This is a genomic window from Bacillus sp. NPDC093026 (assembly GCF_044754665.1).
GTDB lineage: Bacteria > Bacillota > Bacilli > Bacillales > Bacillaceae > Bacillus > Bacillus maqinnsis.
Genome location: NZ_JBIVPN010000001.1, coordinates 294,723 through 310,001, shown reverse-complemented (window position 1 = coordinate 310,001; position 15,279 = coordinate 294,723). Strand labels below are relative to the sequence as shown.

At 40.3% G+C, this 15,279-nt stretch carries 12 protein-coding genes; all 12 read left to right on the top strand.

What is annotated here, in order from left to right; all coding sequences use genetic code 11:
* The first annotated feature begins 17 nt into the window (after positions 1 to 17).
* The 12 genes from ACIQCE_RS01530 to ACIQCE_RS01475 all read left to right on the top strand — a co-directional run bounded on the left by ACIQCE_RS01530 (position 18) and on the right by ACIQCE_RS01475 (position 14,975).
* Positions 18 to 785: a FliA/WhiG family RNA polymerase sigma factor gene (locus tag ACIQCE_RS01530; protein WP_400493309.1), complete on the top strand. Its 768-nt coding sequence runs from the start codon at positions 18 to 20 to the stop codon at positions 783 to 785.
* A gap of 22 nt (positions 786 to 807) precedes the next feature.
* Complete coding sequence (locus tag ACIQCE_RS01525) at positions 808 to 1,347, top strand: Swarming motility protein SwrB (protein WP_353855735.1); 540 nt, start codon at positions 808 to 810, stop codon at positions 1,345 to 1,347.
* 154 nt (positions 1,348 to 1,501) lie between these two features.
* Positions 1,502 to 2,233, top strand: coding sequence for a 30S ribosomal protein S2 (gene rpsB, locus ACIQCE_RS01520; protein WP_400493308.1), 732 nt, complete (start codon positions 1,502 to 1,504; stop codon positions 2,231 to 2,233).
* A 91-nt stretch (positions 2,234 to 2,324) separates the two neighbouring features.
* Positions 2,325 to 3,206: a translation elongation factor Ts gene (gene tsf / locus ACIQCE_RS01515; protein ID WP_400493307.1), complete on the top strand. Its 882-nt coding sequence runs from the start codon at positions 2,325 to 2,327 to the stop codon at positions 3,204 to 3,206.
* A gap of 134 nt (positions 3,207 to 3,340) precedes the next feature.
* Positions 3,341 to 4,063: a UMP kinase gene (pyrH, locus tag ACIQCE_RS01510; RefSeq protein ID WP_353855732.1), complete on the top strand. Its 723-nt coding sequence runs from the start codon at positions 3,341 to 3,343 to the stop codon at positions 4,061 to 4,063.
* Position 4,064: 1 nt separating this feature from the next.
* Complete coding sequence (gene frr / locus ACIQCE_RS01505; RefSeq protein ID WP_400493306.1) at positions 4,065 to 4,622, top strand: ribosome recycling factor; 558 nt, start codon at positions 4,065 to 4,067, stop codon at positions 4,620 to 4,622.
* A 129-nt stretch (positions 4,623 to 4,751) separates the two neighbouring features.
* A complete protein-coding gene (locus ACIQCE_RS01500; protein ID WP_400493305.1) occupies positions 4,752 to 5,534 on the top strand; it encodes an undecaprenyl pyrophosphate synthase in 783 nt (260 codons plus the stop codon).
* 12 nt (positions 5,535 to 5,546) lie between these two features.
* Positions 5,547 to 6,341: a phosphatidate cytidylyltransferase gene (locus tag ACIQCE_RS01495; protein ID WP_400493304.1), complete on the top strand. Its 795-nt coding sequence runs from the start codon at positions 5,547 to 5,549 to the stop codon at positions 6,339 to 6,341.
* A gap of 39 nt (positions 6,342 to 6,380) precedes the next feature.
* Positions 6,381 to 7,532, top strand: a complete 1,152-nt coding sequence (gene dxr / locus ACIQCE_RS01490; protein WP_400493303.1) for a 1-deoxy-D-xylulose-5-phosphate reductoisomerase — start codon at positions 6,381 to 6,383, stop codon at positions 7,530 to 7,532.
* A 6-nt stretch (positions 7,533 to 7,538) separates the two neighbouring features.
* A complete protein-coding gene (gene rseP, locus ACIQCE_RS01485) occupies positions 7,539 to 8,804 on the top strand; it encodes an RIP metalloprotease RseP (RefSeq protein ID WP_400493302.1) in 1,266 nt (421 codons plus the stop codon).
* Between the two features lie 81 nt (positions 8,805 to 8,885).
* Positions 8,886 to 10,583, top strand: a complete 1,698-nt coding sequence (locus ACIQCE_RS01480) for a proline--tRNA ligase (protein WP_400493301.1) — start codon at positions 8,886 to 8,888, stop codon at positions 10,581 to 10,583.
* A 138-nt stretch (positions 10,584 to 10,721) separates the two neighbouring features.
* Positions 10,722 to 14,975 carry a PolC-type DNA polymerase III gene (locus ACIQCE_RS01475; RefSeq protein ID WP_400493818.1) on the top strand — a complete coding sequence of 1,418 codons (4,254 nt, stop codon included), beginning with the start codon at positions 10,722 to 10,724 and terminating at the stop codon, positions 14,973 to 14,975.
* The last annotated feature ends 304 nt before the right edge of the window (positions 14,976 to 15,279 follow it).

The following is a 15,279-nucleotide window of genomic DNA, read 5'->3' as shown; positions in this document are numbered from 1 at the left end:
AGTATAGGGGGAGAAAGATGCAATCCTTAAATTACGAAGATCAGGCGCTATGGGCTAGGTGGAAAGAGTGGAAGGACCCGGCTGCTGGAGATGATCTTATGCGCCGCTATATGCCGCTTGTCACATATCATGTTGGAAGAATTTCCATTGGTCTCCCAAAGTCAGTGCATAAAGAAGACTTGATGAGTCTAGGGATGCTCGGTTTATATGATGCTCTTGAAAAATTTGACCCTGGTAGAGATCTGAAGTTTGATACATATGCATCCTTCAGAATCCGCGGGGCGATCATCGACGGTCTTCGTAAAGAGGACTGGCTACCTCGTACATCAAGAGAAAAAACCAAAAAAATAGAAGCGGCTATCGAAAAGCTTGAACAGCGTTACTTGCGTAATGTGACGCCAACTGAGGTTGCTGAGGAACTGGGCATAAGTGAGCAGGATGTTTTCACAACGATGAATGAGGGCTTCTTTGCAAATTTACTCTCTATTGATGAAAAATTGCACGATCAAGAAGACGGGGAAAACATCCAAGTCATGATCCGTGACGAGAAGTCTGTGACACCTGAAGAGAAAATGCTGAAAGATGAGTTAATTGAACAGCTTTCGGAAAAAATAACAGAGCTTTCGGAAAAAGAAAAGCTTGTGATTAGTCTTTTCTATAAAGAGGAATTGACATTAACAGAAATTGGTCAAGTGCTCAACTTATCAACCTCCCGCATTTCACAAATTCATTCAAAGGCATTGTTCAAGCTTAAACATTTGCTTGATAAAGCCATTCAATCCTAAAAGAGTTAGTGAGTGAAAAAATATGTTATGGCTGATTAGCTTTATGCTCCATGCTGCACTTATTTATTTTGTCATCATTTTATATACGAGAATGAATTCGCTTAAGGCGACTGAACAAAAGCAACGAGAGATTTTAGAAGAAACGGAAAACACCCTGGCTGCTTTCTTGATGGAAGTCAAAGAAGAAAACGACAAACTATCAAAAGTTGCGGCCTCTTCCCCTGATTCTTTTGCTGAAGAGCTGAAAACGGATCTTCAGACACCAAAGCAACCACAACCACAAACTGAATCCCAGCAATTGAAAGAAAGTGAAGATCCAGTTCCAGAGCACCTATCGGCTCTCTTAGACGTAGTAGAGGTGCAGGAAGAGAAGGTAAATGAACCCGTTCTAGGTAAAGAAGCAGCAAGCACTACATCTTCTGTTGATGAAAAAGAAGAAGCATTTCAAGATCAAGTGAAAGCACTATATGATCGCGGGATAACAATAGAAGAAATAGCAAAACAATTGAAGACTGGTAAGACAGAAATCGAGCTTTTATTAAAATTTAGCGGAAAGCTGTAAAGGATTGTTGATTGTCAGTTCATCATGTGGTATATTATTTCTTGGTGTTAAATACACACGCTTAATGATTCATATGAAGGTGCTGCCGTGTCGCAGTTTTATGTGGACATGACTTAAGCGGAGGAAAAAAACCATTATATTAGGAGGAAATAAAATGTCAGTTATTTCTATGAAACAATTGTTAGAAGCTGGTGTTCACTTCGGTCACCAAACACGCCGTTGGAACCCAAAAATGAAGCGTTACATCTTTACAGAGCGTAACGGTATCTACATCATCGATCTTCAAAAAACGGTGAAAAAAGTAGAAGAAGCTTACAACTTCACAAAAAACCTTGCTGCTGACGGAGGAAAAATCCTTTTCGTTGGAACAAAAAAACAAGCACAAGATTCAGTGAAAGAAGAAGCAATCCGTTCTGGAATGTTCTATGTAAACCAACGCTGGCTTGGTGGAACATTAACAAACTTTGAAACAATCCAAAAACGTATCAAGCGTTTGAAAGATATTGAAAAAATGCAAGAAAACGGCACATTCGAAGTTCTTCCAAAGAAAGAAGTCGTTCAATTGAAGAAAGAATTAGAGCGTCTTGAAAAATTCTTAGGTGGAATTAAAGACATGAAGAGTCTTCCAGATGCACTTTTCATTATCGACCCTCGTAAAGAGCGCATTGCGGTTGCAGAAGCTCGTAAGCTAAACATCCCAATCATCGGTATCGTTGACACGAACTGTGATCCTGACGAAATTGATGTTGTCATCCCTGCAAACGACGATGCAATTCGTGCTGTAAAATTGCTAACTGCAAAAATGGCAGATGCGATTCTTGAGTCTAAACAAGGCGAAGAAGCTGTTGTAGAAGAAACGACAGAATCTGAAACAACAACTGCGTAACCTATTCAAAAGGTGATAAGAGGGAAATGCCTTTTATCACCTTTTTTTCACCTAGTAATCCGTGTTATGACATAGAAGGAGGAAATGTAAAATGGCAATTACTGCTCAATTAGTAAAAGAATTGCGCCAAAAAACTGGTGCAGGTATGATGGACTGCAAAAAAGCGTTAACAGAAACTGATGGTGACATCGAAAAAGCAATCGACCTTCTAAGAGAAAAAGGTATCGCAAAAGCTGCGAAAAAAGCAGACCGTATTGCTGCAGAAGGATTAACTTTAATCAAAACAGATGGCAACACAGGAGTGATCCTAGAAGTCAACTCTGAAACTGACTTTGTTGCGAAAAACGAAGGGTTCCAAACACTTCTTCATGAACTTGCTGATCATTTACTAGTTGCAAAACCTGCTACAATTGAAGAAGCTCATGCTTCTAAAATGGAGAACGGTTCAACAGTTGAAGAGCATATCACATCTGCAATTGCGAAGATCGGAGAGAAAATTACACTACGTCGTTTCTCGGTTGTCACAAAAGAAGATAACGCTGTATTCGGTTCTTACCTACACATGGGCGGTCGTATCGGTGTATTAGCAGTCCTTAACGGAACAACTGATGAAGAGCTTGCAAAAGACGTAGCAATGCACGTTGCTGCTATCAATCCAAAATATATTTCTCGTGACCAAGTGTCTGAAGAAGAAGCAAACCGTGAGCGTGAATTATTAACACAACAAGCGCTTCAAGAAGGAAAGCCTGAGAATATCGTTGCTAAAATGGTAGAAGGTCGTCTAAACAAATTCTTCGAAGAAATTTGCTTACTTGACCAACCTTTCGTTAAAAATCCAGATGAAAAAGTGAAACAAGTGGTAGGTGCGAAAAACGCAACTGTTCAAACTTATGTTCGCTATGAAGTGGGCGAAGGGATTGAGAAGCGTCAAGACAACTTTGCTGAAGAAGTGATGAGCCAAGTGAAAAAATAATGTTTGAAAAGCTCTCTGGGGCTTTTTGAGGGAGCACAAATACTGTGTTCCCTATTTTTTAGAGGATATTGATTTACAAAAGACCATTTCTTACGCATAATAAGAGACGGCATAGTTTACACTTGGAGGTTATCATGAGCAAACCGAAATATAAACGTATTGTACTGAAGCTAAGTGGCGAAGCACTAGCAGGTGAAGCTGGAAATGGAATTAACCCGACTGTCATTCAATCAATTGCAAAGCAAGTGAAAGAAATTGCAGAACTTGATGTTGAAGTTGCAGTAGTCGTAGGTGGAGGGAATCTTTGGCGCGGAAAGACAGGCAGTGACCTAGGAATGGACCGAGCAACTGCAGACTATATGGGGATGCTTGCAACAGTAATGAATTCACTAGCATTACAGGATAGCTTAGAGACACTTGGTATTCAGTCTAGAGTACAAACCTCTATCGAAATGAGACAGGTTGCAGAACCGTACATAAGAAGAAAAGCGATCCGTCACCTCGAGAAGAAACGTGTCGTCATTTTTGCTGCCGGTACTGGGAACCCATATTTCTCTACAGATACAACAGCAGCTCTACGTGCAGCAGAAATTGAAGCAGATGTCATTTTAATGGCGAAGAATAATGTAGACGGTGTTTACAGTGCTGATCCTCGTACAGATGCGGATGCAGTAAAATATGATAAGCTATCGTATCTTGATGTGTTAAAAGAAGGGCTTGCTGTAATGGATTCTACTGCGTCCTCATTATGTATGGATAATGACATTCCATTAATCGTGTTCTCAATTATGGAAGAAGGAAATATTAAACGTGCCGTAAATGGTGAATCAATCGGAACGATCGTGAGGGGGAAATAACGTGTCAAAAGAAGTGTTAAGCCAAGCGAAAGAGAAAATGGAAAAAGCAGTTGCAGCATACGGGCGTGAACTAGCAACAGTTCGAGCTGGGAGAGCAAATGCTTCATTATTAGATAAAGTCACAGTTGAATATTACGGTGCACAAACACCGCTTAATCAAATCGCATCTATTACAGTGCCAGAAGCACGTATGCTGATTGTCACACCTTACGATAAAACAGCGATCGGTGATATTGAAAAAGCGATCCAAAAGTCTGATCTTGGGATTACGCCAACAAGTGATGGGAATGTGATCCGTATTGCCATTCCTGCGTTAACTGAAGAAAGACGTAAAGAGCTTGTGAAAGTTGTGAAAAAATACTCAGAAGAAGCAAAAGTAGCTGTTCGTAATATTCGTCGTGATGCAAACGATGACTTGAAAAAGCTTGAGAAAAACGGTGAGATCACTGAAGATGAATTAAGGTCATCTACAGAGGATGTACAAAAATTGACAGATGAATATGTGGCTAAAATTGACGACGTGACGAAAGACAAAGAAAAAGAAATCATGGAAGTTTAAGAAAAAACTATGTACAATAGATAATAGTGAAAAGACCCTCTTCATGTTTACAGGGGGTTTTTTTGTTAATACTGTTGATGACTATATTATTAGCGGGAACGCAACCTTTTTGGGTGATGGAGGAATCTCATGCTCAATATACTCAAAAATTGGAAGAATCAGCAAACAGCAGCTTCCAACTTAGAAAGCTTGACAAAAGAAGATATATTAAATGGAGAAATTCCTGAACATATCGCTATTATCATGGATGGGAATGGAAGATGGGCTAAAAAACGTGCACTTCCTCGGGTAGCAGGACATCATGAAGGGATGAAAGTCGTCAAGCGCATGACAAAGCTTGCAAATGAGCTGAATGTCAAAGTGTTGACTTTGTATGCTTTCTCTACAGAAAATTGGAAACGACCAAAACTAGAAGTAGACTTTTTAATGAAGCTACCTGAAGAATTTTTGAACATCTACCTGCCTGAACTCATTGAGGAAAATGTCCGTGTGCGTTTAACAGGTGATCCAGACGGTCTCCCGCCGCATACAAAAAAAGCGGTAGAGAACGCAGTAAAAAGTACGGCAAATAATAAAGGGCTCGTACTGAACTTTGCGCTCAATTACGGAGGACGTACAGAAATCGTCACAGCATGCAGACAAATTTCTGAAAAAGTCAAAGAAGGTAAGCTTAGAGCAGAGGACATCACAGAAGAAATGTTTTCAGCTTATTTAATGACAGAATCTCTTCAAGATCCGGATTTGCTTATTCGCACAAGTGGAGAAATTAGATTAAGCAACTTTATGCTTTGGCAAATTGCGTACAGCGAGTTTGTCTTTACGGATGTGCTTTGGCCTGACTTTTCTGATGAGCATCTCATAGGCGCTATCGGAGAATATCAGCGCCGCGGCCGGAGGTTCGGTGGAATTTAGAGGATGGTGCAGATGAAACAAAGAATTTTGACGGGTGTTTTGGCAGCGGCGCTATTTTTATTAGCTGTGATTTATGGACAGATGCCATTTACCCTACTGATTTATTTAATGGGAAGTGTCGCTCTCTTTGAGCTTTTGAGAATGAAAAAGATTTCTATTTTCAGCTTTCCTGGTGTCGTCAGCTTAGTATTGCTTTGGCTTTTAATGGGTGGAGAGAATAGCTTTTTTACAAACGTAGACGCATCGAAAATGCAGATTGCTTTATTTGCAATCTTAATTCTTTTAACGTATACAGTACTGAGCAAGAACTCTTTCACATTCGATGAGGTTGCTTTTGTTGTATTAGCCACACTATATATTGGCGTCAGCTTTTATTATTTTATTCAAATCAGAGGTTTATATGGCATGAGTGCGATTTTCTTCGCAGCGGTGATTATTTGGTCCACCGACTCAGGAGCCTATTTCATTGGGAAGTCACTTGGGAAACGAAAACTTTGGCCGGAGATTAGCCCTAACAAAACAGTAGAAGGATTTATTGGCGGAATCGTCACAGCGGTCGTGTTATCATTTGTGTTTCAGGCGATTACAGGGTTTTTGCCATCATATGTGCTAGTTATGTTTATTACCCTTTTGCTTAGCATTTTTGGACAGCTTGGCGACCTTGTGGAATCTGCTTTAAAGCGTCATTATGATGTAAAGGATTCAGGGCACATACTCCCAGGACATGGCGGGATTTTGGACAGGTTTGACAGCTTTTTATTCGTTCTGCCGTTTTTATATTTATTGCTGGTCACCTTTGCCGGCTAACCTAATAGAAACAAACTGAACGAGAAAAGGAGTGACAATTTGAAATATATTTCGCTATTAGGCGCAACAGGATCAATTGGAGAACAAACATTAGATGTGATCAAGCAGCATCCGAACGAATTTCGTCTGAAAGCGATGACGTTTGGCAGAAATGTAGACAAGGCCATTCCAATCATTGAACACTTTCAGCCTGAATTCGTCGGATGTATAGACGAGGATACATATCACACGCTAAAAGAGCATTCATTTTCATATAAGGTCAAGATGGCCATAGGTGATGAAGCCAACACGTTGGCGGCAACCTATGATTCAGTCGACGTCGTTGTCAATGCACTTGTGGGTAGTGTCGGGCTTGTCCCAACGTTGAAGGCAATGGAACAAAAAAAGACGATTGCACTCGCAAATAAGGAAACTCTTGTAACAGCTGGTCATATAGTGAAAGAGTACGCAAACAAATATGATGTGCCTTTACTTCCTGTCGATAGTGAACACTCCGCTATTTTTCAATGCCTTCAAGGTGAACAAGCCAAAAACATAGAGCGTCTAATCGTGACGGCATCAGGTGGTAGCTTCCGAGATAAAAAACGAACGGAACTTGAAGGCGTTACTGTTGAAGAGGCACTGAATCACCCGAACTGGTCAATGGGAGCAAAAATTACAATTGATTCAGCTACAATGATGAATAAGGGGCTTGAAGTCATAGAGGCACATTGGTTGTTTGATATACCGTATGATCGAATAGATGTGCTGTTACATAAAGAGAGCATTATTCATTCCATGGTTGAATTTCATGATAAAAGCGTGATGGCTCAGTTAGGCACACCTGATATGAGAGTGCCCATTCAATATGCGCTCACATACCCTGACAGAGCGCCATTAAAGGAAGCCAAATCATTGAACCTTTGGGAGATTGGACAATTAAATTTCCAAAAAGCGGATTTTGACAGGTATCGCTGCTTACATTTTGCTTATGAATCAGGTAAAATAGGGGGGACAATGCCTGCCGTGCTGAATGCGGCAAATGAAGTCGCGGTTGATGCGTTTTTAAAAGGCAATGTCACGTTCTTGCAAATAGAAGAACTGATTGAAAAGGCACTGATCAGACACCATGTGATTTCAAAGCCTAGTTTGCAAGATATCCATGAAGTGGACAAAGATACACGAGACTTTGTTCAATCAATCCTCACATAAGGTGGTATGTTCGTGAATACAGTGATTGCGTTTATTATTATTTTTGGAACGCTCGTTTTTTTCCACGAGCTTGGCCATTTAATTATGGCGCAGCGCGCAGGCATTTTGTGCCGCGAGTTCGCAATTGGTTTTGGACCGAAGATTTTTTCCTTTAAACGAAAAGAAACCGTTTATACCATTAGGCTTCTCCCAATCGGTGGATTTGTCAAAATGGCTGGAGAGGACCCTGAAGTTATTGAAATTAAACCAGGTCAAAGAGTGGGGCTCTTATTTAATAAGCAAAATGAAGTAGAAAAAATCATTTTAAATAATAAAGAGAAATACCCTGATGCTCTAGTCATTGAAGTTGAGCAAATTGATTTAGATCATGCCATGAGAATCTCAGGGTATGAAGCTGGAAAAGAAGACATATTAACAGGCTACAACGTGAGTCAAACAAGCTTCTATATTGCAGATGGTGAAGAAATTCAAATTGCCCCATATAATCGTCAATTCGGTTCAAAAACAGTATGGCAGCGTATTAAAGCCATCGCTGCTGGGCCGATCATGAACTTTATCTTGGCGTATGTGATTTTAGTTGCTCTTGGATTTATACAAGGTGTGACGGTGGATGAACCTGTACTCGGAAAACTGACGCAAGATGGTCGTGCGGCAAAGGCCGGGCTCATGCAGGGCGATCATATTGTTTCGATTAACGGGGATAAAATGAATTCTTGGACAGAGATCGTTCAAACCGTTCAAAAGAACCCTGAGAAAAAAATAAATGTCGTCATTGACCGAAATGGCAAAGAAAGTACTGTACAAGTTGTACCAGAAGCAGTGAAGACAGAAGGAAAGACTATTGGTCGTTTTGGATCGTATCCGCCAACGGAAAATGGATTCTTGAAAGTCATCTCATCTTCAGGAATGACTGTTGTATCCACGGCTGGTCTTATTTTAACGAACTTGCAAAAAATTGTCACAGGACAATTTTCACTTGATATGCTATCGGGTCCTGTCGGTATATATGACATGACAGGCGAAGTTGCCAAACAAGGAGTATTAACATTAATGCAGTTTGCTGCTTTCCTTAGTATCAACTTAGGGATTGTGAACTTATTACCAATCCCGGCATTAGATGGAGGACGGTTATTGTTCCTATTCGTCGAAGCTATTCGCGGCAAACCAATGAATCGTGAGAAAGAGGCACTTGTTGTATTTATTGGTGTAGCTTTCCTCATGCTGTTAATGCTTGTCGTCACGTGGAATGACATCCAGCGATTATTTTTATAAAACCAACGTCTCTTGTTTCTCTTAATGGGAAACAAGCGTTTTTATGAGAAGTCCTATATAATAAATTGAGGTGTAATGAACATGAGACAATCCCTGACTTTAATTCCAACTCTTCGAGAGGTGCCAGCAGATGCAGAGGCAAAAAGTCATCAGCTCTTATTAAGAGCTGGATTCATCAGGCAAAATACAAGCGGAATCTATCATTATTTGCCACTCGCTCATAAAGTGATTCAGCATATTCAAGCCATCGTTCGCAAAGAAATGGAAAAGATAGGCGCAGCAGAACTGTTAATGCCAGTTCTGCAACAGGCTGAAATGTGGCAAGAGTCAGGAAGATGGTATACATACGGTCCAGAACTCATGCGCATGAAAGATCGTCATGGTCGTGAATTTGCACTCGGTCCGACACACGAAGAAGTAATCACATCACTTGTACGTAGTGAAGTGAAATCGTATAAGAAGCTACCTTTGACACTTTACCAAATTCAATCAAAATTCCGCGATGAACAAAGACCACGCTTTGGCTTATTACGTGGACGTGAATTCATTATGAAGGATGCTTACTCATTTCATGCAACATCAGAAAGTCTTGATAAAACATACGATAAAATGTTTACAGCTTACACCAATATTTTCTCAAAAGTTGGTCTTAATTTTAGACCGGTTATTGCAGATTCTGGTGCAATGGGAGGAAAAGACACACATGAATTTATGGCGCTGTCAGAAGTAGGAGAAGATACAATCGCTTATTCCGACACTTCTTCATATGCAGCCAATATAGAAATGGCAGAAGCTGTATTTAAAGGAGAAGAAGCAAATCCTGCGGACTTCAAAGAGCTTGAGAAAGTACACACGCCAAACGTGAAGACGATTCCAGAAGTATCTGCTTTCCTAGAAGTAGAACCTTCCTCATGTATCAAATCTGTATTATTTAAAGCAGACGAAGCGTATGTTCTTGTACTGACAAGAGGCGATCATGAAGTCAATGATGTGAAATTGAAGAATGTAGTTGGTGCACAGCTTGTAGAGCTTGCTTCACGTGAAGAAGTGCTTAAAGTTATTGGAACAGAACCTGGTTTTGTTGGACCTATTCAGCTAGATGCGAAGGTTGATATTTATGCTGATTTAGCTGTAAAAGGCATAACAAATGCAGTAGCAGGTGCAAACGAAGCAGATTATCATTATGTAAATGTAAATCCTGCTCGTGATGTGGCAATAAAAGAATATGCAGATCTTCGCTTTATTCAAGAAGGAGATGTATCTCCAGATGGTGAAGGCATCATTCAATTTGCAAAAGGAATTGAGGTAGGACAAGTCTTTAAACTAGGAACACGCTATTCTGAGTCAATGGATGCGACCTATCTTGATGAGAATGGCAGAACGCAGCCAATGCTGATGGGCTGCTATGGTATTGGTATTTCCAGAACGCTTTCTGCCATCGTCGAACAGCATCATGATGATAAAGGGATTATTTGGCCAAAAGCAGTTGCTCCTTATGACCTTCATCTGCTGGCGTTAAATATGAAAAATGATGCACAAAAAGAACTTGCTGAAACATTATACGAGCGCTTAGAAGAGGAAGGCTTTGATGTGCTATTCGATGATCGCACGGAGCGCGCAGGCGTTAAATTTGCAGACAGTGATTTAATTGGATTACCAATTCGCATTAGCTGCGGAAAACGTTCAGAAGAAGGCATTGTGGAAGTGAAATTTAGAAAATCAGGTGAAACACATGAAGTATCAGTTGATGAGCTGATTTCATTTATTCGTCACGCATAGAGGTTTGAACAAAAAAATGAAGGTACCTCCTTTTAGAAAAGAGGTACCTTTCTGATTTACAAAAGGAGGGGCCCTGTCTTGGATGAACAATTACCGATCACCCGGCGACAATTTCATATACTACTCAATCAGATTCAAATGACAGATGATGACCTCAGTCGTTACTTTGAAGAAGGAGAAATCGTCAAATTGACGGTGCATAAGGCAACGAAAACGTGGCATTTTCTTTTTAAATTTAAGGCGCTCCTGCCTTATAAGGTATATGCTATGTTTCTGAGCAGACTCACCAATGCATTTTCTCATATTGCACAAGTCACTTGTACGATTGAAGTCAATGATCCGCACATATCTGAAGAGCTTGTGCAATCGTATTGGTCACATTGTGTGGAAGAGCTTCAAGGCATTTCTCCCCCAATTATTCGTTTGCTCCAGCAGCAAAAGCCGACTTTATCAGGGCATAAATTAATCATTAAGACAAAAAGTGAAACAGAAGCTTTGGCCATTAAAAAGAAGTACAGCCCAATGCTCCAGTCTGCGTTTAAACAAGTTGGCTTTCCAGAGCTGCAATTTGATATAGAAACATTCGTATCAGATCAAGAGATTCAGATATTCAGAGAACAGAAGCTTGCTGAAGACAACGAAAGAGCCATGCAAGCACTTACTGAAATGGAGAAGAAAGAAAATGAAGATCAGGAGGAAGCCCCATCCGGTCCTCTGATGATTGGTTATCCAATCAAAGAGAGCGAAGAAATTCGTACAATTGACAGTATTATGGACGAGGAAAGAAGAATTACAGTCCAAGGCTATGTATTTGATGCCGAAACAAGAGAGCTTAAAAGCGGCAGAACCCTTTGTATCTTTAAGATTACTGATTACACAAACAGTATTTTAATTAAAATGTTTGCTAGAGAAAAAGAAGATGCCCAGCACATGAAATCCTTGAAAAAAGGAATGTGGGTAAAAGCAAGAGGAAGCATTCAAAACGATACATTTGTCAGAGATCTTGTCATGATTGCAAATGATGTGAATGAAATAAAACCTCAGCTAAAAGAAGACACCGCACCAGAGGGTGAAAAGCGCGTTGAGCTTCATTTACATTCACCGATGAGTCAGATGGATGCTGTCACAGGAATTGGGAAACTTGTGGAACAGGCGAAAAAATGGGGGCATGAAGCGATTGCGCTCACTGATCATGCCGTTGTTCAATCCTTTCCAGATGCGTATGCAGCAAGTAAAAAATATGGCATCAAAATGATATACGGAGTGGAAATCAATTTAGTCAATGATGGCGTACCGATTGCTTATAATCCTGAGCATCGTCTGTTAGAGGATTCGACTTTTGTTGTATTTGATGTAGAGACAACTGGGCTTTCGGCTGTATATGATACGATCATTGAACTTGCAGCAGTGAAGATAAAAGGCGGGGAAATTATTGATCGCTTTGAGGCATTTGCCAATCCCCATCATCCATTATCTGCAACGACCATTGAATTAACTGGTATTACTGATGATATGGTAAGAGATGCACCAGATGTTGAGGAAGTTGTTCGAAATTTCAAAGAGTGGGTCGGTCAAGATATCCTTGTCGCTCACAATGCAAGCTTTGATATGGGCTTTTTAAATGCAGCGTATAAACGACTTTTAAAAACAGATAAAGCTTCGAATCCTGTCATCGATACACTTGAGCTTGGTCGATTCCTTTATCCAGAGTTTAAAAATCACCGCCTGAATACATTGTGTAAAAAGTTTGATATTGAACTGACGCAGCACCATCGCGCGATTTATGATGCAGAAGCGACAGGCTATCTTTTACTGCGGATGCTAAAAGATGCAGGTGAAAAAGAGATTGTCTATCATGATCAATTAAATGAAAACATGGGACAGTCTAATGCTTATCAGCGCTCACGTCCTTATCATGCGACACTTCTTGCGCAAAACGAGATAGGACTGAAGAATTTATTCAAACTTGTTTCACTCTCTCATATTGACTATTTTTATCGTGTGCCTCGTATACCGCGTTCACAGCTTGAGAAATATCGAGAAGGTCTGATTGTTGGATCAGCTTGCGATAAGGGTGAGGTTTTTGAAGGAATGATGCAAAAGTCGCCTGACGAGGTTGAAGACATTGCAGCATTTTATGACTATTTAGAAGTTCACCCGCCAGAAGTGTATCAGCATTTGCTGCAGCTAGAGCTCGTTCGAGACGAACGTGCATTAAAAGAAATAATCTCAAATATCGTCAAGCTTGGTGAGAAGCTAAATAAACCAGTGGTGGCGACAGGGAATGTGCACTACTTGCATCCAGAAGACAAAATTTATCGTAAAATCTTGATTTCATCACAAGGTGGGGCAAACCCGCTTAACCGTCACGAGCTGCCAAAGGTTCATTTTAGAACAACGGATGAAATGCTTGAAGCTTTCTCATTCTTAGGAGACGAGAAGGCAAAAGAGATCGTGGTCACAAATACGAAAAAAATATCTGATATGACCGAAAATATTAAGCCGATTAAAGACGATCTTTATACTCCAAAAATTGAAGGTGCAGATGAAGAAATACGGGCAATGAGCTATCAAAAGGCACGAAGTATTTACGGTGATGAACTTCCGAAAATTGTAGAAGACCGGATTGAGAAAGAATTAAAAAGTATTATCGGCCATGGCTTTGCCGTTATTTATTTAATTTCTCATAAGCTCGTAAAGAAATCACTGGATGATGGTTATCTCGTTGGATCAAGGGGATCTGTTGGTTCATCACTCGTTGCAACTTTAACTGAGATCACAGAAGTTAACCCACTTGCGCCACATTATGTATGTCCAAGTTGTAAGCATTCTGAATTCTTTAATGACGGTTCTGTTGGTTCAGGTTTTGACCTTCCTGACAAAAACTGTCCACAATGCGGCACGCTTTATCAAAAAGATGGACATGATATTCCATTTGAAACCTTCTTAGGTTTTAAAGGAGATAAAGTACCTGATATTGATTTGAACTTCTCAGGAGAATATCAGCCGCACGCTCATAACTATACAAAAGAACTATTTGGTGAAGATTATGTATACCGTGCGGGCACAATCGGTACCGTAGCAGAGAAGACAGCATATGGTTACGTAAAAGGCTATGCCGGTGATCATAACCTCCATATGAGGGGGGCGGAAATAGACCGGCTCGTTCAAGGCTGTACAGGAGTGAAACGGACAACCGGTCAGCATCCGGGCGGTATTATCGTTGTGCCAGATTATATGGACATTTATGATTTCTCACCAATTCAATATCCAGCGGATGCAACAGGGGCGGATTGGAAAACGACGCATTTTGATTTCCATTCCATCCATGATAATCTGCTAAAGCTAGATATACTCGGGCACGATGATCCGACTGTTATCCGGATGCTCCAAGACTTAAGTGGGATTGATCCAAAGACCATTCCAACAGACGATCCAGAGGTTATGAAAATTTTCCAAGGAACAGAACCACTTGGTGTAACAGAAGAGCAGATTGGTTGTAAAACAGGTACACTCGGTATTCCTGAGTTTGGTACAAGGTTTGTTCGGCAAATGCTTGAGGATACGAAACCAACAACCTTTTCAGAGCTCGTTCAGATTTCTGGACTATCCCACGGGACAGACGTATGGCTTGGAAACGCACAAGAACTCATCCACAATAAGACGTGTGAACTGAGTGAGGTCATTGGATGTCGTGACGATATCATGGTATATCTGATCTATCAAGGTTTAGAGCCGTCATTAGCATTTAAAATCATGGAATCTGTTCGTAAAGGGAAGGGACTACCTCCTGAATGGGAAGAGGAAATGAAAAATCATAACGTCCCGAACTGGTATATTGATTCTTGTAAAAAAATCAAATACATGTTCCCTAAAGCTCACGCTGCTGCTTACGTACTCATGGCAGTCAGGATTGCTTATTTTAAGGTGCATCATGCTCTTCTTTACTACGCTGCATATTTTACCGTACGTGCTGATGACTTTGATATTGAAACAATGACAAAGGGATCGAATGCAATTCGAGCCGTGATGGAAGATATCAACGCTAAAGGTCTTGATGCATCACCGAAAGAGAAGAACCTGTTAACTGTATTAGAGCTCGCACTTGAAATGTGTGAGAGAGGCTATCATTTCAAGAAAGTCGATTTATATCGATCAAGTGCAACAGAGTTTATCATTGATGGAGATGGATTGATTCCACCATTCAACTCAATTCCAGGACTTGGAACGAACGTCGCCTTAAATATTGTACGTGCGCGACAAGATGGTGAATTCCTCTCCAAAGAAGATTTACAAAAACGTGGAAAAGTCTCTAAGACCATCCTTGAGTATTTGGATCGTCAAGGATGCCTAGAAGCACTTCCAGATCAAAACCAACTTTCTTTATTTTAATGTCGTTGATGAAGAACGCTCAAAAAAGAGCGTTCTTTTTTTGAATATAAACAATAATTTTATTATGTCAACTAAATATCATTTTTACATCATTTGGAATAATTTTGTTTTGCTTTCATATATCTTGATTTATCGTGATGTTTTAAGAGTGGAGATTGTATGTCATTCTTTCTACCCAAAAAGAGGAAAAAAGAGAATTTGATCGTCTGAAAGGTTCTGTTGCGACATATGCTCTTTCTGGATACAGTACATGTAGATTCATGAGAAGACCTGACGATGAGCGCAAAGCTGATTGCTGTTTACT